The organism is Amycolatopsis arida, from assembly GCF_900115565.1.
GTDB lineage: Bacteria > Actinomycetota > Actinomycetes > Mycobacteriales > Pseudonocardiaceae > Yuhushiella > Yuhushiella arida.
Genome location: NZ_FOWW01000001.1, coordinates 342332 through 361438 on the forward strand (window position 1 = coordinate 342332; position 19107 = coordinate 361438).

Here is a 19107-nt window from a genome sequence, read left to right on the forward strand (position 1 = left end):
GGCCGACTCCTAACGGTTCGCGAGGAGGCTGGTGGCTTCCTGGGTGGCGGGGGTGGTGGTGGCGAGGTGGGTGAGGTGGTCGGGTAGGGGTTGGCCGCGGTGGTGCATGGCCTGGGCATACAGTCGGGCGGCGCGGTAGGAGGAGCGGACCAGTGGCCCGGCCATCACCCCGGAGAACCCCAGGGCTTCGGCGGTGCGCGCGTGCGCGACGAACTCCTCGGGCTTGACCCACCGATCCACCGGGTGGTGCCGCGGCGAGGGCCGCAGATACTGGGTCAGGGTGATCAGCTCACACCCCGCCTCCCGCAGATCGCGCAGCGCGGGCTCGACCTCCTCGGGGGTCTCCCCCAGCCCGAGGATGAGGTTGGACTTGGTCACCAACCCCGCCGCCCGCGCCGCGGCCAACACCTCCAACGAACGCTGATAGCGGAAGGCCGGGCGGATCCGCTTGAACACCCGCGGCACCGTCTCCAGATTGTGCGCCAACACCTCCGGCCCCGACGAGAACACCTCACCCAACTGGTCGGGGTTGCCGGTGAAGTCCGGGATCAACAACTCCACCCCCGCCCCCGGACACTCCGCGTGGATTACCAATCCCGCCAGATCATCCCGCGCCACCCCCGTCACCGTGGCATACCGCAACCCCATGCTGGCCACCGACGCCGCCACCCGCCGCGGCTCATCCCGATCCAACTCCGCCGGACGGCCAGTGTCGATCTGACAGAAATCACACCGCCGCGTGCATTGATCCCCCCCGATCAGAAACGTCGCCTCCCGATCCTCCCAACACTCATAAATATTCGGACACCCCGCCTCCTCACACACCGTGTGCAAACCCTCCCGGCGCACCAAGCCCTTCAACTCGGTGAACTCCGGACCCATCCGCACCCGCGTCCGAATCCACGACGGCTTCCGCTCAATCGGCGTCTCGCTGTTACGAACCTCCAACCGCAACAACCGACGACCCTCAGGCGACGCACTCATATCTCACAACTCCGGGTAGAGGGGGTGCCTGCGGGCGAGCAGCTCGACCCGCGCCCGCAGCTCGTGCTCGGTGCTCGCGTCGAAGTCCGGTCGCAGTGCCGCGGCGATGACGTCCGCGACCTCGGCGAAGTCGTCCGCGCCGAACCCTCGGGTGGCCAGCGCCGGGGTGCCGATCCGCAGCCCGGAGGTGACCATCGGCGGGCGCGGGTCGAACGGCACGGCGTTGCGGTTCACCGTGATCCCCACCGAGTGCAGCCGGTCCTCCGCCTGCTTTCCGTCCAACGTGGACCGCACGAGGTCGACGAGCACCAGGTGCACGTCGGTGCCACCGGTGAGCACCCGGATGCCGGCGGCCACGCAGTCGGGGTGGGACAGCCGGGCGGCCAGCGTCTTGGCGCCCTCCAGGGTGCGCCGCTGCCGGTCCCGGAACTCCTCGCTCGCCGCGATCCTCAGCGCCACCGCCTTGGCCGCGATGACGTGCTCCAGCGGCCCGCCCTGCTGGCCCGGGAACACCGCCGAGTTGACCTTCTTCGCCAGCTCCGGGCGGCACAGGACGATGCCGCCACGGGGTCCGCCCAACGTCTTGTGCGTCGTGGTGGTCACGATGTCCGCGTGCGGCACCGGGTTCGGGTGCAGCCCGGCGGCGACCAGCCCGGCGAAGTGGGCCATGTCCACCAGCAGCTTCGCGTCGACCGCGTCGGCGATCCGGCGGAACGCCGCGAAGTCGAGCCGCCGCGGGTACGCCGACCAGCCCGCGATGATCAGCTTTGGGCGGTGCTCGGCGGCCAGCCGCTCGACCTCGGCCATGTCGACCAACCCGGTCTCCTTGTCGACGTGGTAGGCGACCACGTCGTAGAGCTTGCCGGAGAAGTTGATCCGCATGCCGTGGGTGAGGTGCCCGCCGTGGGCGAGGTCGAGACCGAGGATGGTGTCGCCCGGCTGCAGCAGCGCGGCCATCGCCGCCGCGTTGGCCTGCGCGCCGGAGTGCGGCTGCACGTTCACGTGCGTGTCGCTCCCCGGCGCGAAGAGCTCCCTGGCCCGGTCGATGGCCAGCTGCTCGACCACGTCGACGTGCTCGCAGCCGCCGTAGTAGCGCCGACCGGGGTAGCCCTCGGCGTACTTGTTGGTGAGCACCGAGCCCTGCGCCTCCAACACGCCGAGCGGGGCGAAGTTCTCCGAGGCGATCATCTCCAGGGTGGACTGCTGGCGGTCCAGCTCGGCCGCCACCGCCTTCGCCACCTCGGGGTCCACCGTGGCCAGATCAGCGCCGAAGAGAGACATCAGACCTCCCCGTCCGTCAACGCGACGTAGGCCGCGGCGTCGAGCAGCTCCGGCACCTCGGCGGTGCGGACACGGAACAGCCAGCCGTCGCCGTACGGGTCGGTGTTGACGATCTCCGGCGAGTCGACCGCGGCGTCGTTGACCTCGACGATCTCCCCGCCGGCCGGGGCGTACAGCTCGCTCACCGACTTGGTCGACTCGATCTCCCCGCACACCTCGCCGGCGGTGACGGTGTCGCCGACCGAGGGGAGCTGCAGGTAGACGATGTCACCGAGGGAGTCGGTGGCGAACGCGGTGATGCCGACCGTGGCGACGCCGTCGGCGACGCGCAGCCACTCGTGTTCCTTGGTGTAGCCCAGGTCCTGGGGAACGTTCACGGGAGTCCTCACTTGGCTCGCGAGTAGAAGGGCAGGGCGACGACCTCGACGGGCTCGGTCCGGCCGCGGACGTCGACGGACAGCGCGGTGCCGGGCTCGCGCAGGCCGGCATTCACGTAGGCCATCGCGATCGGGTGGCCGAGGGTGGGCGACAGCGCGCCCGAGGTGACCTCGCCGACCTCCCGCTCGCCGTCCAGCACCCGGTAGCCGTGCCGCGGCGCGCGGCGGCCGGCGCCCCGCAGGCCGACGAGCACCCGCCGGTCCGGTTCGTCCCGCCGCTTCTCCAGCGCCGCCCTGCCGACGAAGTCGCCGGGCTTGTCGAACTTCACCACCCGGCCGAGGCCGGCGTCGAACGGCGTGGTCCGCACCGTGAGCTCGTTGCCGTACAGCGGCATGCCGGCCTCCAGCCGCAGGGTGTCCCGGCTGGCCAGCCCCGCCGGCCGCAGCCCGTGCGGCTCGCCGGCCTCGGTGAGCACCCGCCACACGTCGGCGGCCTCCGCCGCCGGCACGAACAGCTCGAAGCCGTCCTCGCCGGTGTAGCCGGTGCGGGCCAGCAGCAGCTCGTGCCCGCGCACCACGGCCGGCGTCGACGCGTAGTACTTCAGCGCCGGCAGGCCGCCCTCCAGCTCGACGGAGTCGAGCACCCCGCCGACGATCTCCGCGGCGCGCGGGCCCTGCACGGCGATCAACGCCGTGTCCGCCGAGGAGTCGACCACCTCGGCGGAGTAGCCGTGCGCCCGGTCGCGCAGCTCGCTGGCCACCACGGCGGTGTTGCTGGCGTTGGCCACCACCAGGTAGCGGTCCTCGGCGAGGCGGTAGACCACCAGGTCGTCGAGCACGCCACCGGTGTCGTGGCAGAGCATCGTGTAGCGGGCGCGGCCGGGCTTGACCCCGGACAGGTTGCCCACCAGCGCGTGGTCCAGCGCGCCGGCCGCCTCCGGGCCGCGCACCTCGAGCTCGCCCATGTGCGAGAGGTCGAAGATCCCGGCGGCCTCGCGGACCGCCTTGTGCTCGGCCAGCTCACTGCGGTAGCGCAGCGGCATCGACCAGCCGGCGAAGTCGGTGAACGACGCGTCCAGCGCGGCGTGCACCTCGTGCAGCGGGGACTGCCTCGTCATCGCGCACCGTCCTTTCCGGACGTGGGGGTGGGCTGGTCGAACGCGCCGGGTGGCGGGCAGGAGCAAACCAGGTGGCGGTCCCCGCGCGCGCCGTCGATGCGGCGCACCGGCGGCCAGTACTTGTCCCGCGGCCGGCCACCGGTGGCGGACACCCCGGGGTACACGGCCAGCGCGCGGTCGTAGGGCAGGTCCCACTCGCGGGTCAGCATCTCCGCGGTGTGCGGCGCGTTGCGCAGCGGGCTGCGCTCGACCGGCCACCGGCCGACGGCGATCTCGTCGATCTCCCGGCGGATCGCGATCATCGCGGCGCAGAACCGGTCGATCTCGGCGAGATCCTCGCTCTCGGTCGGCTCGACCATCAGCGTGCCGGCCACCGGGAACGACATGGTGGGCGCGTGGAATCCGTAGTCGATCAGCCGCTTGGCCACGTCGTCGACGGTGACGCCGGTCTGCTTGGTCAGCCCGCGCAGGTCCAGGATGCACTCGTGGGCGACCAGCCCGTGCTGTCCGGTGTAGAGCACCGGGTAGTGCGGAGCCAGCCGGGCGGCAACGTAGTTGGCCGCCAGCACCGCCACCCTGGTGGCCTCGGTCAGCCCGGCGGCGCCCATCATCCGCACGTAGGCCCACGAGATGGGCAGGATCGAGGCCGAGCCGTACGGCGCCGCGCTGATCGGGCCGACGCCCGTCTCCGGGCCGGCCGCGGGCAGCAGCGGGTGGTTCGGCAGGTAGGGCGCCAGGTGCGCGCGCACCGCCACCGGGCCGACGCCGGGACCGCCGCCGCCGTGCGGGATGCAGAACGTCTTGTGCAGGTTCAGGTGCGACACGTCGCCGCCGAACTCGCCGGGCTTGGCGACGCCGAGCAGCGCGTTGAGGTTGGCGCCGTCGACGTACACCTGCCCGCCGGCGTCGTGCACGATCCGGGCCAGCTCGGCGATCCCCTCCTCGTACACCCCGTGCGTGGACGGGTAGGTCACCATGATCGCGGCGAGCCGGTCGGCGTGCTGATCCACCTTGGACCGCAGGTCGGCGAGGTCGATGTCGCCGTCGTCGGTGCAGGCCACGACCACCACCCGCATCCCGGCCAGCACCGCGGACGCGGCGTTGGTGCCGTGCGCCGAGGACGGGATGAGGCAGACGTCGCGCTCCGGCTGGCCGCCCGCCCGGTGGTAGGCGCGGATCGCCAGCAACCCGGCGAGCTCGCCCTGGCTGCCGGCGTTGGGCTGCAGGGACACCTCGTCGTAGCCGGTCACCTCGGCCAGCCACCGGCAGAGCTGCCCGACCAGCTCGGAGTAGCCCTCGGCGTCCTCGACCGGAGCGAACGGGTGCAGGCCGGCGAACTCCGGCCAGCTGATCGGCTCCATCTCGCTGGTCGCGTTGAGCTTCATCGTGCACGAGCCCAGCGGGATCATGCCGCGGTCCAGCGCGTAGTCGGCGTCGGCCAGCCGGCGCAGGTACCGCAGCATCGCGGTCTCGGAGTGGTAGGCGGAGAACACCTCGTGGGTGAGGTAGCCGGACGTCCTGGCCAGGCCCTCGGGCAGCGCGTCGCCGCCAGGGGACTCGCCCGCCTCGACCCCGAAGGCGGCGAGCACCGTGCCGACGATGTCGGCGGTGGTCACCTCGTCGCAGGCCACCCGCACGGTGTCGGCGCCGGCCAGCCCCAGGTTGACGCCGCGCTCCCGAGCCGCGGCCACCACCTCGGCCGCCCGGCCGGGCACCCTGGCCAGCACGGTGTCGAAGAAGTGCTCGTGCGCCACCTCGACCCCACCGGCCCGCAACCCGGCGGCCAGCGCGACGGCGTGCCCGTGCACCCGCCGGGCGATCCCGCGCAGCCCGTCCGGGCCGTGGTAGACGGCGTACATCGCGGCCAGCACGGCGGGCAGCACCTGGGCGGTGCAGATGTTGCTGGTGGCCTTCTCCCTGCGGATGTGCTGCTCGCGGGTCTGCAGCGCGAGCCGGTAGGCGGGCGCGCCGTCGGCGTCCACCGACACGCCGACCAGCCGGCCGGGCAGCGACCGCTCCAACCCGGACCGCACCGCCAGGTACCCGGCGTGCGGGCCGCCGTAGCCGAGCGGGACACCGAACCGCTGGGTGGTGCCGGCGGCCACGTCGGCACCGAGCTCACCGGGCGAGGTCACCAGTGTCAGGGCGAGCAGGTCGGCGGCGTAGCAGGTCAGCGCGCCGGCCGCGGCGGCGGCCTCGGCGACCCCGCGGTAGAACTCCGGCGCGCGCAGCACCCCGGACACCCCCGGGTACTGCACGACGACACCGAAGACGTCGTCCGGCAGCCCCTCGGCGAGGTCGCGCACGTCGACCTCGATGCCCACCGCCTCGGCCCTGGTCCGCACCACGGCGATGGTCTGCGGCAGGCACTCGCGGTCGAGCACCACCGTCGCGGCCTTCGACTTGCTCGCGCGGCGCATCAGCAGCACGGCCTCGGCGACGGCGGTGGACTCGTCGAGCAGGGACGCGTTGGCGGTGGTCAGCCCGGTGAGGTCGGCGACCATGGTCTGGAAGTTCAGCAGCGCCTCGAGCCGGCCCTGCGAGATCTCCGGCTGGTACGGGGTGTACGCGGTGTACCAGGCGGGGTTCTCCAGCACGTTGCGGCGGATCACCGGCGGGGTGTGCGTGTCGGAGTAGCCGAGGCCGATCATCTGGGTCATCGGCCGGTTGCGCGCCGCGAGGGCACGCAGCTCGGCGGTGGCCTCGTGCTCGGCCGCGGCCGATGGGAGGCGCAGCTCGCCGTGCTGCCGGATACCGGCCGGAACGGCGGCGTCGACCAGTGCGTCGAGGCTGCCGTACCCGCACTCGGCGAGCATCTTGGCCTGCTCCGCCGGTGCGGGTCCGATGTGACGCGACGCGAAGGACACGGGAGCTCCTCTCTCTCACGCGAGGCGGTTCGCCCGCTCGCGCTCGGAACTCCCCCTCTGTCATGGCACCTGAGAGTTTCACGGCACGTGGTGCCGCTTTCACCTTGGGTGAGGCGCGCCGGGCGCCTGCTTTCCAGAGTGGCCTGGCCTGAAGCGGTAGCTGTACCTGAGAGATTGGTGGGGAGTTTGCTCCTTCGGTGTCCCGCCCGCTGGTCCGCGGCGGAAGCTCTCCCGCTCCGGCTCGTCCGGCCGATATGCAGTTGTGGTCTGGTCCTCAGTCTATCGCGGGGTAACCTACGCCGCCCGCCACGCCGCCGTCTACCGCCACGGCCGCCCGGTGACGAACTCGGCACCGCCGTGGGACGGATGACCGGCGCGGGTGAACGTCGTTGGTCCCCAGTCTGCTCGCGCGCCGGTCATCCGCTCAGCGGGTCACACGCAGCGGTGGCCGATCTGGCCCGGGATCTCGAGCGGATCGGTCGGGTCCTCGTAGCTCACCAGGTGTACGCACAGGTGGTCGATCGGCGGGTCGGTCTGCTCGTAGACGTTGCGGTCCTTCCAGGTCTCGCCCGCCTCGACCCACCGTGCCTCGCGCGGGTTGTCAGTGGCGACGCCGCCGGAGAAGACGACCACGTCGGCGAACACGTACCGGCGGCCGACGCACTCGACGGTCCAGCCCGCCTCGCGCGCGGCCGGGTCGAGGTGGATCTCGTGGGTGACGCAGCCGCCGGGTGGCTCGGTGGCCGCGGCCGCGGGGGCCGCGGCGCCGACCACCACACCGGCCGCGGCGAGCCCGGCCGCGGTCACCCCGAGGACTCTCTGCTGGATCGATCTCATCTGACCTCCATCACCGGATTGGTCTGGACCTCCGCAGTATTTCGACCACCGGCGCGGGCGCGTACCCCCGAGCGGGGGAACTCGATCTCCTCCCTCACAGGGGCGTCACGTACGCCGCCGAGATCCCGCCGTCCACCAGGAACGTCGACGCCGTGACGAACGACGCGTCGTCGCTGGCCAGGAACGCCACCGCGGCGGCCAGCTCCTCCGGCTCGGCGAACCGGCCCATCGGCACGTGCACCAGCCGGCGCGCGGCGCGCTCCGGGTCCTTGGCGAACAGCTCCTGGAGCAGCGGCGTGTTGACCGGGCCGGGGCACAGCGCGTTGACCCGGATGCCCTCGCGGGCGAACTGCACGCCCAGCTCCCGACTGAGCGCCAGCACGCCACCCTTCGACGCCGTGTAGGAGATCTGCGACGTCGCCGCGCCCAGCACCGCCACGAACGAGGCCGTGTTGATGATCGACCCCTTGCCCTGCCGCCGCATGTGCGGGATGGCGTGCTTGCAGCACAGGTAGACCGACGTGAGGTTGACCCGCTGCACCTTCTCCCAGGCCTCCAGCCCGGTGGTGAGGATCGAGTCGTCCTCCGGCGGCGAGATGCCGGCGTTGTTGAACGCGACGTCGACGCTGCCGAAACGGTCCACCACCGTCGAGAACAGCGCCTCGACCTGGGCCTCGTCGGTGACGTCGGTGGCCACGAACAGTCCGTCCACCTCCTCGGCGGCGGCCTTGCCGGCGTCGGCGTCGACATCGGCGACCACCACGCGCGCGCCCTCGCTCGCCAGCCGCCGCACGGTGGCCAGCCCGATGCCGCTGGCCCCGCCGGTGACGACGGCGACCCGGTCCCGCAAGCGTTCCATGCCTGTCACACCTCCGTGTCGATGAAGACGTTCTTGGTCTCGGTGAACGCCGCGACGGCGTCCGGCCCCAGCTCGCGGCCGAGGCCGGACTGTTTGAACCCGCCGAACGGCGTCCAGTAACGCACCGAGGCGTGCGAGTTGACCGAGAGGTTGCCGGCCTCCACCCCGCGGGAGACCCGCAGCGCGCGGCCCACGTTGGAGGTCCAGATCGAGCCGGACAGGCCGTAGTCGGTGTCGTTGGCGATGGCGATCGCCTCGGCCTCGTCGCGGAACGGCAGCACGGCGACCACCGGGCCGAAGACCTCCTCGGTGACCAGCGGGTCGGCCGGGTCGCTGGGGGTGACCACGGTGGGCGGGAACCAGAAGCCCGGGCCGTCGGGGGCGCTGCCGCGGAACGCCACCGGCGCGCCGTCGGCCAGGTAACCGGCCACCCGCGCGCGGTGTTCGGCCGAGATCAGCGGGCCCATCTCGGTGCCCTCGGCGCTGGGGTCGCCCACGACGACACCCTTGACGGCCGGCTCGAGCAGCTCGAGGAACCGGTCGTACACCGGCGCCTCCACCAGGATCCGCGAGCGGGCGCAGCAGTCCTGGCCGGCGTTGTCGAACACGCCGAAGGGCGCGCTGGCGGCGGCCCGCTCCAGGTCGGCGTCGGCGAAGACGATGTTGGCGTTCTTCCCGCCCAGCTCCAGGGTCACCCGCTTCACCCGCGCGGCGCAACCGGCCATGACCTGCCTGCCGACCTCGGTGGAGCCGGTGAAGACCACCTTGCGCACCGCGCGGTGGTCGACGAACCGCTGCCCGACCACCGAGCCCTTGCCCGGCAGGACCTGGAAGACGTCCTCCGGGATGCCGGCCTCCCGCGCCAGCTCGGCCAGCCGCACCGCGGTGAGCGGGGTCAGCTCGGCCGGCTTGAGCACGACGGTGTTGCCGGCGGCCAGCGCGGGCGCGAACCCCCAACCGGCGATCGGCATCGGGAAGTTCCACGGCACGATCACGCCGACCACGCCGAGCGGCTCGTGGAAGGTCACGTTCACCCCGCCGGGCACCGGGATCTGCTGGCCGATCAGCCGTTCCGGCGCGGCGGCGTAGTAGTGCAGCACGTCGCGGACGTTGCCGGCCTCCCAGCGGGCGTTGCCGATGGTGTGCCCGGCGTTGGCCACCTCGAGCCGGGCCAGGTTCTCGATGTCGGCGTCCACCGCCTCGGCGAAGCGGCGGAGCAGCCGGGCGCGGTCGCCGGGCGCCACCGCGCGCCACGCCGGGAACGCGGCCACCGCCCGCTCGATCGCCGCGTCGGTCTCCTCGGCCGAGGTCAGCGGCACCGTCCGAACCACCTCCTCGGTGGCCGGGTTGATCACCGGGATGTCGGTCATGGCTGCCTCCCCGCACGGGTCGTTCGGTGTTGTCGGTGTCGTGGATCGCGGGCCGCCTCCACCAGCGCGGCGAACAGCCGGAGGTCGTCGCCGACCTGCTCGGGGTGCCACTGCACGCCGAGCACGAACCGCTCGGCGGGCAGCTCCACCGCCTCGACCGTGCCGTCGGCGGCCCAGCCGACGGGCACCAGCCCGTTCCCCAGCCGCTCGACCGCCTGGTGGTGGTAGCAGTGGCTGGTGGTGCGCCGGCCGAGGATGGCGGCCGCGCGGCTGCCCTCGGCGAGGGTGATCTCCGTGGTCCCGAACGTGGCGACCGCGGGCTGGTGCGCGGCGTGCCCGGCGACCTCCGGAAGGTGCTGCACGAGGGTGCCGCCGAGTGCCACGTTGAGCACCTCCATGCCCCGGCACACGCCGAGCACCGGGAGGCCGGCGGCGAGCGCGGCGTCGAGCAGGGCGAACTCGAACGCGTCCCGCTCGGGCCGGGTGACGGTGGCCGGGTGCGGCGGCCGGCCGTAGCGGGCCGGGTCGATGTCCGCGCCGCCGACCAGCACCAGGGCGTCCACCGTGGACACCAGTTCGGCGTGGCCGTCGGTGACCGGCGGCAGCAGCACGGGAACACCACCGGCCCGCACCACGCAGTCCAGGTAGGACCGATGCAGCACGGCGGCGTCGACCGCCCAGACGCCGAACCGGGTCGGCTCGACGTAGGTGGTCAGGCCGACCACCGGGCGTCGGTCCCGCTCAGAGCCGTTCGAAGCCACGGATCCGCTCCCAGTCGGTGACGGCGGCGTCGAAGGCGGCCAGCTCCACCCGCGCGGCGTTGCGGTAGTGCTCCACCACGTCGTCGCCGAACGCGGTGCGGGCCACCTCGCTGCCGGCCAGCAGGTCGGCGGCCTCGCGCAGGGTGGTCGGCACCCGCGGCAGCTCCGCCCGGTAGGCGTTGCCGGTGGTCTCCGGCTCCAGCGGCAGCTCGTGCTCGATGCCGTGCAGGCCGGCGGCGAGCAGCGCGGCGACCGCCAAGTAGGGGTTGACGTCACCGCCGGGCACCCGGTTCTCCACCCGCAGCGAGTCGCCGTGCCCGACCACCCGCAGCGCACAGGTCCGGTTGTCGGTGCCCCAGGCGACGGCGGTCGGCGCGAAGCTGCCCGGCACGAACCGCTTGTAGGAGTTGACGTTCGGCGCGAAGAAGTAGGTGAGCTCGCGCAGGCAGGCGAGCTGCCCGGCGAGGAAGTGGCGGAACAGCGGGGAGTGTCCGTCCGGACCGGGGAACACCGGCGTGCCGTCGGTGCCCCGCAGGCTGACGTGGATGTGGCAGGAGTTGCCCTCGCGCTCGTTGTACTTCGCCATGAACGTGAGGCTCTTGCCCTCCTGCGCGGCGATCTCCTTCGCACCGGTCTTGTAGATGCCGTGGTTGTCGCAGGTGGTGAGGGCGTCGGCGTAGCGGAAGGCGATCTCGTGCTGGCCGGGGTTGCACTCCCCCTTGGCCGACTCGACGTACAGGCCCGCCCCGGCCATGGCGTTGCGGATCCGGCGCAGCAGCGGCTCGATCCGGCCGGTGCCGAGCATCGAGTAGTCCACGTTGTACTGGTTGGCCGGGGTCAAATCTCGGTAGCCACGCCGCCAGGCCCGCTCGTAGGAGTCGGCGAACACGATGAACTCCAACTCGGTGCCGGCGAAGGCGGTCAGGCCGCGCTCGGCGAGCCGGTCGAGCTGGCGGCGCAGCACCTGCCGCGGCGAGGCGGGCACCGACCCGCCGCCGACCCGCTCGACGTCGCACAGCACCAGCGCGGTGCCCTCGTGCCAGGGCACCAGCCGCAGGGTGGACAGGTCGGGTCGGAGCACGAAGTCGCCGTAGCCGGTGTCCCACGACGACATGGCGTAGCCGTCGACGGTGTTCATGTCGACGTCCACGGCGAGCAGGTAGTTGCACGCCTCGGTGGCGTGCGCGACGACCTCGTTCAGGAAGTACCGGGCGGCGCAGCGCTTGCCCTGCAGCCGGCCCTGCATGTCGGTCATGGCCACCAGGACGGTGTCCACGGTGCCGTCGTCGACCAGCCGGCGCAGCCGGTCGAGGTCGAGCATGCCGGGTCGCGGCCGCGCCGCGGGCGTGTCGGACGTGGCGGGCACTGTCATCACCGACCCCTTAAAGGTTCTCTTCCAGACCATTGACCGTAGCCGTTCTGCCGACACCTTGACAAGGCGGCCCGACAAGACGCTTGACAGGCGGCTTGACAAGACGGAGACCCTGCCCGACTCTCGGACAATCCCAAAGGACTAACAGCTACCCATTGCCGAGCCCGTCGAGGGAGCTTCCGAATGTCCGACACCACCTCCGCCGGTCCCCCCAAGCCTGCCAAACCCTCCGCGTCCGTGGAGTACCAGCAGGTCGACGCCGACTACCTGCGCCGGCGCCAGCTCCGCCGCGGCGCGGCCGGCTGGCTGCTGCTGGCCGGCCTCGGCGTCTCCTACGTCATCTCCGGCGACTTCGCCGGCTGGAACTTCGGGCTCGACAAGGGCGGCTGGGGCGGGCTGCTCGTCGCCACCGTGCTGATGGCCGTGATGTACGGCTGCATGGTGTTCGGGCTCGCCGAGATGTCCGCGGCGCTCCCGGTGGCCGGCGCGGGCTACGGCTTCGCCCGGCGCGCGCTCGGCCCGCTCGGCGGGTTCGCCACCGGCACGGCCATCCTCATCGAGTACGCGATCGCCCCGGCGGCGATCGCTATCTTCATCGGCGGCTACGTCGAGACGCTCGGGCTGTTCGGGCTCACCAACAGCTGGCCCGTCTACCTGGTCTGCTACCTCATCTTCGTGGGGATCCACCTGCGTGGCGTCGGCGAGGCGCTGCGGGTGATGTTCGTGATCACCGCGGTCGCCGTGCTGGCGCTGGTGGCGTTCGTGGCCGGCATGATCCCGAAGTTCTCCACCGACAAGCTGTTCGACATCGCGCCGACCGACGCGTGGGGCGCCAGCTCGTTCCTGCCGTTCGGCATCGCCGGGATGCTCGCCGCGCTGGTGTACGGCATCTGGTTCTTCCTGGCCGTCGAGGGCGTGCCGCTGGCCGCCGAGGAGGCCCGCGACCCGCGAAGGGACATGCCGCGCGGCATCATCGCCGCGATGGCGGCGCTGGTGGTGTTCGCCGCGCTGATCCTGGTCACCGCGCCGGGCGGGGCGGGCTCGGCGGCGATCGCGACGTCGGACAACCCGCTGCCGGAGGCGGTGCGCGCGGCCTACGGCGGCGACAACCTGCTCGCCCAGATCATCAACTACGTGGGCCTCGCCGGGCTGGTCGCCAGCTTCTTCTCGATCATCTACGCCTACTCGCGCCAACTGTTCGCGCTGTCCAGGGCCGGGTACCTGCCGCGCTGGTTGTCCCGGACCGGCCGGCGCAAGACGCCCTACCTGGCGCTGATCGTGCCGGGGACGATCGGCTTCGCGCTGGCGACGGCCACCGGCGACGGTGCGCTGCTGATCAACGTGGCGGTGTTCGGCGCGACCGTGTCGTACGTGCTGCTGAACCTCTCGCACATCGTGCTGCGGGTGCGCGAGCCGGGGCTCGACCGGCCGTACCGCACGCCGGGCGGCATCGCCACCACGGCGGTGGCGCTGGTGCTGGCCGTCGCCGCCGTGGTGGCGACGTTCCTGGTCGACATCCTGGCCGCGGGCATCACCGCCGCGATCTTCCTGGCGTTCCTCGGCTACTTCTGGTTCTACAGCCGGCACCGGCTGGTCGCCGCCGCGCCGGAGGAGGAGTTCGCGGCGATCCGGAAAGCGGAGGAGGAACTCGCCGACTGACTTTCGGCGAACCGAGACAATCGAATACATAACGGCGGGTCCATACCATTCGATGATGGGAATTTTGCCCCATTCAGCGGCGCCGGGGAACCGGACCGAAGGCTAGGCTCTGCTTACCGCGCGGTGCCCCTCGGAATCCGATTCCCTTCGCCCCTGGAAAGGACCCCCTGATGCTCAGCATGATAGCGGCAGCCGGCCTCGCCCTGTCGACGGTCACCGCACCCGCGGCGACATCCTGGAATCCGCCGAACGACTCCATCGTCATCGACATCGTCACCGTCAACGGCTCGGGCTGCCCGCTCGGGACGGCGGCGGTGGCGGTGTCGGCGGACAACAAGGCGTTCACCGTGACCTACAGCGACTACCTGGCGCAGGTGGGTGTGGGCGCGTCGCCGACCGACTTCCGGAAGAACTGCCAACTCAATCTGCGGGTGCACGTGCCGCACGGGTTCACCTACGCGATCGCCCAGGCCGACTACCGCGGCTTCGCGCACCTGGCCCGTGGCGCGAAGGGAACGCAGCGGGCGAACTACTATTTCCAGGGAATGGCGCCCACCGCGCACGTCGACCACAACTACAACGGGCCCTACAGTGACAACTGGCAGGCCACGGACGTCACCGACATCGCGCAGCTGGTGTACAAGCCGTGCGGCGAGGAACGCAACTTCAACGTCAACACGGAACTGCGGGTGAGCGCCGGAACGTCGGACCCGACGAAGACCACCAGTTTCATGACGATGGACTCCACCGACGGCAGCATCAAGACGACGTACCACTTCGCGTGGAAGAAGTGCGATTCCTGATACCGGAGAGGAGGTGGTACGCCCGGCCGGCGCGCCGGCCGGGCGTACCCCGTCGAGGTTTGACCGGCGCGGGACGGGGGGACCCCGGTGCGGTGAGCACCGACATGTTCACCGTGCACGACCTGGCCGAGTTGGCCGAGTTGACATCGCTCGGCGTGGCGCCCTACCTGCGCTACTCGCCGGGGCCGGAGTCCGACGCGCGGCACCCGAGCCGGGACCACGAGAGCGGGCTGCTGATGCCCGGCCTCTCGGTCAACCCGCTGCCGGCGCCCGGCTGGTGGTCGCTCCCGCTGGAGGACTGGTTGGCCCGGCGGGTGTGCCAGTACCTGCGGGAGCTGCGCGAGGGCGCCCGCCCGTGGCTGCTCAACGGCCGACAGGTGGACTTCGGCCCGGACAACGAGCCCCTTGTCGTCGACATCACGCCGGTTGCCTGGGTGAGCCCGGCCCTGCTCGACCAGGCCCAGCGCCACTACCACCAGCGCCTCAACGCCGGTGAGTCCACTCACTAGAACCGCGAGTTCGACGGTCGGGACGGCGAATCCCACGTTCGGATCGTTCCGCGCCGCCCCCGCTCCGTGCCATCATGCCGGTACACCCGATTGGTCTGAACCTCTTCGCCGGAAGGGGCCGCTGTGCGGACCACTGGGAGGGACTGATGCGCGGGACCACCGTGTTGCCGGGGACGCCCTGCCGAGCCCCGCGGGACGGGGACCCGCCGGTGCACCGCCTCGAGGTACCCACACCCACCGCGCTGCCGTTCGCCATCGGCACGTTCGACAGCATCGGCCCGATGTCCCGGGCGCCGTTCCCGCACCGGCACACCTTCCACGAGATCGTCCACGTCACCGCCGGCACCGGCACGCACGTCGTCGACGTCGCCCGGTGGGAGCTGCGCCCGCCACACCTCGGCGTGCTCGCCCCCGGCCAGGTGCACCACTGGGAGGGCGTCCGCGACCTGACCGGGTTCGTCGTGCTGTTCACCGACGACTTCCTGCTGGACCACCCCGAGGACCGGGACCTGCTGCGCCGGCTGAGCGAGCGGCCGTGGCTGGCCCTCGACGAGGCCGCGCACCGCGGGACGGCCCGGCTGATCGCCGAGCTCGACGAGGAGTACCGCCGCCGGGCCGAGGGCGCGGAGTCGGTCCTGCGCGCACTGCTCCACGTCCTCGTCGTGCGCGCCGCCCGGTTGGCCGCGCCGGCGGTCGCCGCGTCACCCGCGCGACCGGGGGCGGTCGCCGCGGAGTTCGCCCGGCTCACCGACCGGACGGACCTGACCGAGTGGTCGGTCCGCGGTTACGCCGAGCGCATCGGCGTCACGCCGGGCCACCTCACCGAGGCGGTGCGGGCGGCGACCGGCCGAACGCCCTCCCAACTGCTCCGCGAGGCCCGCGTCGCCGAGGCCAAACGGCTGCTGGTGAAGACGGCGCTGACGGTGCGGCAGGTCGCCGGCCGGCTCGACTTCGCCGATCCCGCGTACTTCTGCCGGTTCTTCCGCCGGGAGACGGGCGTGAGTCCTGGTGACTTCCGGCGCACCGGGGACCGGCACTGGCGCGGCGGCGACACCCGCGAGATTCACCACGATTGACCGATTCCGTCCATCGTCCGGGCCCGTACAGCCTGGTTACGGTCGTGCCACGCCTTCCCGAGATCCCCGAGGAGCCGGCATGGACGACCCCACCACGACCGAAGGACAACCGCACGGCAGCCGCGGCCTCCGCCGCAAGACCGTGCTGCGCGCGGCGCTCGCCGCGGGCGTCGCGGCCCCCGCCGTGGGTGCGGCACTGACCGGCCTGCCCGCGCTGGCCAGGACGGTCGGCGCCGCCGGCGGCACCCCGACATTGACCCCCGAGTGCGACGACGGCGACGACCCCACCCCGCCGCAGACCGAGGGCCCCTACTTCAAGCCGAACTCGCCGCGGCGCGCCTCGCTGGTGCAGTCGAGAACGCCCGGTACGAGGCTGACCGTCACCGGCTACGTCTTCGGCCTCGCCTGCCTGCCGATCGGCGACGTGCTGCTCGGCTTCTGGCAGGCCGACCACGCCGGTGCCTACGACAACGTCGGCTTCCGCTTCCGCGGACACCAGTTCACCGGTGCCGACGGCGGGTACAGGCTGGTGACGATCGTGCCGGGCCTCTACCCCGGCCGCACCCGGCACATCCACGTCAAGGTGCAGGCACCGGGGCGGCGGGTGCTCACCACACAGCTCTACTTCCCCGGCGAGCCGCGCAACAACACGGACGCGATCTTCGATCCGCGGCTGCTGATGACCGTGCGGGACACCCCGACCGGGAGGGAGGCCACGTTCGACTTCGTGCTCGACGTGCCGCAACAGCCGGGCCCGCAGGTGGTGGCACCTGGGCTGCCGGCACCGCGTACGCGGCGGGCGACCGAGTCACCCACGGTGGGCGCGGCTACGTCTGCCTCCAGGCGCACGTAACCCAGCCGGGGTGGGAGCCTCCCGCCGCGCCGGCGCTCTGGCGAGCCCGATGACCCAGCCAGTGCCGAGCGGTGGGACCGGTTTCGGGTTCCACCCTCGGCGTCTCGGAGTAAGGTGACGACCGACAGCGCGGCGCCCGTGGTGCCGGCGCGGCACCGTCGAGCTGGGAGGCCACCGTGAGCGTCGAGTTCCTGCTGACCGCACTCGTCGTCGTCGCGATACCGGGCACCGGGGTGCTCTACACGATGGCGGCCGGACTCTCCCGGGGCACCAGGGCCAGCGTCGTCGCCGCGTTCGCCTGCACGCTCGGTATCATCCCGCACCTGGTCGCGGCGATCACCGGCCTCGCCGCGCTGCTGCACACCAGCGCGGTGGCCTTCCAGGTGCTCAAGTACCTCGGCGTCGCCTACCTCCTCTACATGGCGTGGAGCATGCTGCGGGAGAAGGGCGCGCTGGCGCTCGACACCACCGCGCGAGACTCCGCGCCACGATCGGCCAGGAAGGTGATCGTCTCCGGTGTCCTGATCAACATTCTCAATCCGAAGCTGACCATCTTCTTCGTCGCCTTCCTGCCGCTGTTCGTGTCCTCCGGCGAGCCGTACGCGCTGCTGCGCATGGTCGAGCTCAGCGCGGTGTTCATGGTGCTGACCTTCGTCGTCTTCGTCGGCTACGGCGCGTTCGCCGCGCTGATCCGCAATTACGTCATCAGCCGACCCAGGGTGCTCACTTGGATGCGCCGGGTCTTCGCCGGCGCGTTCGTGGGACTCGGTGCCCGGCTCGCGCTCACCGACCGTTGATCGACGTTTTCCAGCATCGTCATATTCTTTCGCCAAACTCGACCGAGAAAGCGGCCGCCAACTGCCGCCCGCACCGCCGTCCACCCGCCATCACCACCACCACGGCTGGCCGGGTCTGTCCATCCCACGGCCACTCCCCCCCGATGTGCCTGCGGAGTCTCCCGGCCCTGCCGACGGCGAGTTGTCCACACCACCCATAGTGATCCACAGATTTCGCGAGCGCCCGTTGCGGACCCCCAGAACCGATAGAATGGACCCGGGGATGGCCCCCAGGGTGCGGCGGGTAATAGGTAGGTGGGCCGGGGACGTACATTCGTTCTCGGTGGGCCCGTTCCGGTGATTCCGCCTGCGTCGACTGGACATCCGAGCGGGCCTCTGCGCCGCGGCGCTCACCGCCGCCGTGCTCGCCACCGCCGCCGTGCTCACCGCCGCCGTGCTCACCGCCGCCGCGGTGCTCACCGCCGCCGTGCTCACCCGCACCGGGCGCACACGCGGTGTGAGAGGCCGCCGCGGCGGAGGTCCGTGGCTGAGCGTGGTCACCCCGCCGCGGCACGGCGTGGTCAGTCCCGGCGGACCTCGGAGATCCGCACGGGGCGGTGCTCGCGGCGGGACAGCTCGCACGCCTCCGCGACGTAGCTCGCCTCCAGCGCGTCGGCAACGGTGCACGCCTCGCTGGTCTCCCCGCGCACCGAGGCCACGAACGCCCGCAACTCCGCGACGTACGCCGGCTGGAACCGCTCCACGAACGTCGGGTACGCCGGCCCGCTCGGCCACGCCACGCCGGCCTCCACCGACCGCAGCGGCATCCGCTCGTCCAACCCCACGGCGAGGCTCTGCCGCGACCCCATCACCTCGAGCCGCACGTCGTACCCGGCCGCGTTGTACCGGGTGGCCGACACCAGCGCGATGGTGTCGTCGGCCAGGGTCAGCACCGCCCCGAGCGTGTCGACGTCGCCGGCCGCGCGAAAGAACTCCTCGCCGCGGTTGGTCCCCACCGCGTAGACCTCGGCCACCTCCTGCCCGCTCACCCAACGGATGACGTCGAAGTCGTGCACACCGCAGTCCCGGAACAACCCGCCGGACGTGGGGATGTAGGTCGCCGGCGGCGGCGCCGGGTCCAATGTGGTCGCGCGCAGGGTGTGCACCCACCCCAGCTCCCCGGACCGCACGGCCGCCCGCGCGGCCGCGTACCCGGGATCGAACCGCCGCTGGAAGCCGACGTGCACCGGCACCTCGGCGCCGGTCACCCGGCGCAGCACGCGCACGGTCTCGGCGACGTCCCCGGCCACCGGCTTCTCGCACAGCACCGGGATCCCCGCCTCCACCGACCGCACGATCAGCTCCGGGTGCGCGTCGGTGGCCGCGGCGACCACCAGGCCGTCCAGCCCGGCGCCGAACAGCGCCTCGACATCCTCGACGTGCTCCGCGCCGAGCTTGCCGGCCACCTCCCCGGCCCGCTGCGGCTGGGCGTCGGCGATCACCAGCGCGTCCACCTCGTCGAGCCCGCGCAGGATCTCCGCGTGCATCGCGCCGATCCGGCCGGCACCGGCCAGTCCCAGTCTCATCCGTTCGTCGTCCTCTCGT

16 protein-coding genes, 1 pseudogene and 1 riboswitch are annotated in these 19107 nt (G+C 72.1%); of the genes and pseudogenes, 6 read left to right on the top strand and 11 right to left on the bottom strand.

Features of this window, described 5'->3' with window-relative positions:
• Nucleotides 1-9 precede the first annotated feature (9 nt).
• From BM051_RS01600 to BM051_RS01645, 10 genes are all read right to left on the bottom strand, one after another.
• Nucleotides 10-984, bottom strand: coding sequence for a lipoyl synthase (locus BM051_RS01600; protein ID WP_092526786.1), 975 nt, complete (start codon nucleotides 982-984; stop codon nucleotides 10-12).
• 3 nt (nucleotides 985-987) lie between these two features.
• Nucleotides 988-2265, bottom strand: a complete 1278-nt coding sequence (locus BM051_RS01605; RefSeq protein WP_092526789.1) for a serine hydroxymethyltransferase — start codon at nucleotides 2263-2265, stop codon at nucleotides 988-990.
• Complete coding sequence (gene gcvH / locus BM051_RS01610) at nucleotides 2265-2642, bottom strand: glycine cleavage system protein GcvH (protein WP_092526791.1); 378 nt, start codon at nucleotides 2640-2642, stop codon at nucleotides 2265-2267. The genes BM051_RS01605 and gcvH overlap by 1 nt, the downstream gene beginning before the upstream one ends.
• Nucleotides 2643-2650: 8 nt before the next feature.
• A complete protein-coding gene (gene gcvT, locus BM051_RS01615; protein ID WP_092526794.1) occupies nucleotides 2651-3760 on the bottom strand; it encodes a glycine cleavage system aminomethyltransferase GcvT in 1110 nt (369 codons plus the stop codon).
• Nucleotides 3757-6627, bottom strand: coding sequence for an aminomethyl-transferring glycine dehydrogenase (gcvP, locus tag BM051_RS01620; protein ID WP_092526797.1), 2871 nt, complete (start codon nucleotides 6625-6627; stop codon nucleotides 3757-3759). Before gcvP ends, gcvT begins: the two co-directional genes overlap by 4 nt.
• A 47-nt stretch (nucleotides 6628-6674) precedes the next feature.
• A riboswitch (glycine riboswitch) is annotated at nucleotides 6675-6774 on the bottom strand.
• Nucleotides 6775-7059: 285 nt separating this feature from the next.
• Complete coding sequence (locus tag BM051_RS01625) at nucleotides 7060-7464, bottom strand: hypothetical protein (RefSeq protein WP_134046405.1); 405 nt, start codon at nucleotides 7462-7464, stop codon at nucleotides 7060-7062.
• 94 nt (nucleotides 7465-7558) lie between these two features.
• The gene (locus BM051_RS01630; protein ID WP_092526803.1) at nucleotides 7559-8323 is read right to left on the bottom strand and encodes a 3-oxoacyl-ACP reductase; all 765 of its coding nucleotides are present in this window, start codon (nucleotides 8321-8323) and stop codon (nucleotides 7559-7561) included.
• 5 nt (nucleotides 8324-8328) lie between these two features.
• Nucleotides 8329-9693 (bottom strand): aldehyde dehydrogenase family protein, encoded by a 1365-nt coding sequence (locus BM051_RS01635; RefSeq protein ID WP_092526806.1) that lies wholly within the window; start codon nucleotides 9691-9693, stop codon nucleotides 8329-8331.
• The gene (locus tag BM051_RS01640; protein ID WP_092526809.1) at nucleotides 9690-10454 is read right to left on the bottom strand and encodes a gamma-glutamyl-gamma-aminobutyrate hydrolase family protein; all 765 of its coding nucleotides are present in this window, start codon (nucleotides 10452-10454) and stop codon (nucleotides 9690-9692) included. Before BM051_RS01640 ends, BM051_RS01635 begins: the two co-directional genes overlap by 4 nt.
• Nucleotides 10435-11775, bottom strand: a complete 1341-nt coding sequence (locus tag BM051_RS01645) for a glutamine synthetase family protein (protein ID WP_092526812.1) — start codon at nucleotides 11773-11775, stop codon at nucleotides 10435-10437. Before BM051_RS01645 ends, BM051_RS01640 begins: the two co-directional genes overlap by 20 nt.
• A gap of 234 nt (nucleotides 11776-12009) precedes the next feature.
• Between BM051_RS01645 and eat the strand changes: the two genes are divergently transcribed.
• The 6 genes and pseudogenes from eat (at nucleotide 12010) to BM051_RS01680 (ending at nucleotide 17523) form a co-directional block, all read left to right on the top strand.
• A complete protein-coding gene (gene eat, locus BM051_RS01655) occupies nucleotides 12010-13485 on the top strand; it encodes an ethanolamine permease (protein ID WP_092526818.1) in 1476 nt (491 codons plus the stop codon).
• A 170-nt stretch (nucleotides 13486-13655) separates the two neighbouring features.
• Entirely contained in the window at nucleotides 13656-14288 is a 633-nt protein-coding gene (locus BM051_RS01660; protein ID WP_092526821.1) for a DUF4360 domain-containing protein, read from the top strand.
• 104 nt (nucleotides 14289-14392) lie between these two features.
• Nucleotides 14393-14797 (top strand): DUF6098 family protein, encoded by a 405-nt coding sequence (locus BM051_RS01665; protein WP_092528371.1) that lies wholly within the window; start codon nucleotides 14393-14395, stop codon nucleotides 14795-14797.
• Between the two features lie 146 nt (nucleotides 14798-14943).
• A complete protein-coding gene (locus BM051_RS01670; RefSeq protein ID WP_092526824.1) occupies nucleotides 14944-15873 on the top strand; it encodes an AraC family transcriptional regulator in 930 nt (309 codons plus the stop codon).
• Nucleotides 15874-15952: 79 nt separating this feature from the next.
• Nucleotides 15953-16779, top strand: a pseudogene (locus tag BM051_RS01675) (dioxygenase family protein).
• Between the two features lie 123 nt (nucleotides 16780-16902).
• Complete coding sequence (locus BM051_RS01680; protein WP_092526827.1) at nucleotides 16903-17523, top strand: LysE family translocator; 621 nt, start codon at nucleotides 16903-16905, stop codon at nucleotides 17521-17523.
• Between the two features lie 560 nt (nucleotides 17524-18083).
• On the opposite strand, the gene BM051_RS01685 is transcribed toward BM051_RS01680, so the two are convergent.
• Nucleotides 18084-19088: a Gfo/Idh/MocA family protein gene (locus BM051_RS01685; RefSeq protein WP_092526830.1), complete on the bottom strand. Its 1005-nt coding sequence runs from the start codon at nucleotides 19086-19088 to the stop codon at nucleotides 18084-18086.
• Between the last annotated feature and the right edge of the window lie 19 nt (nucleotides 19089-19107).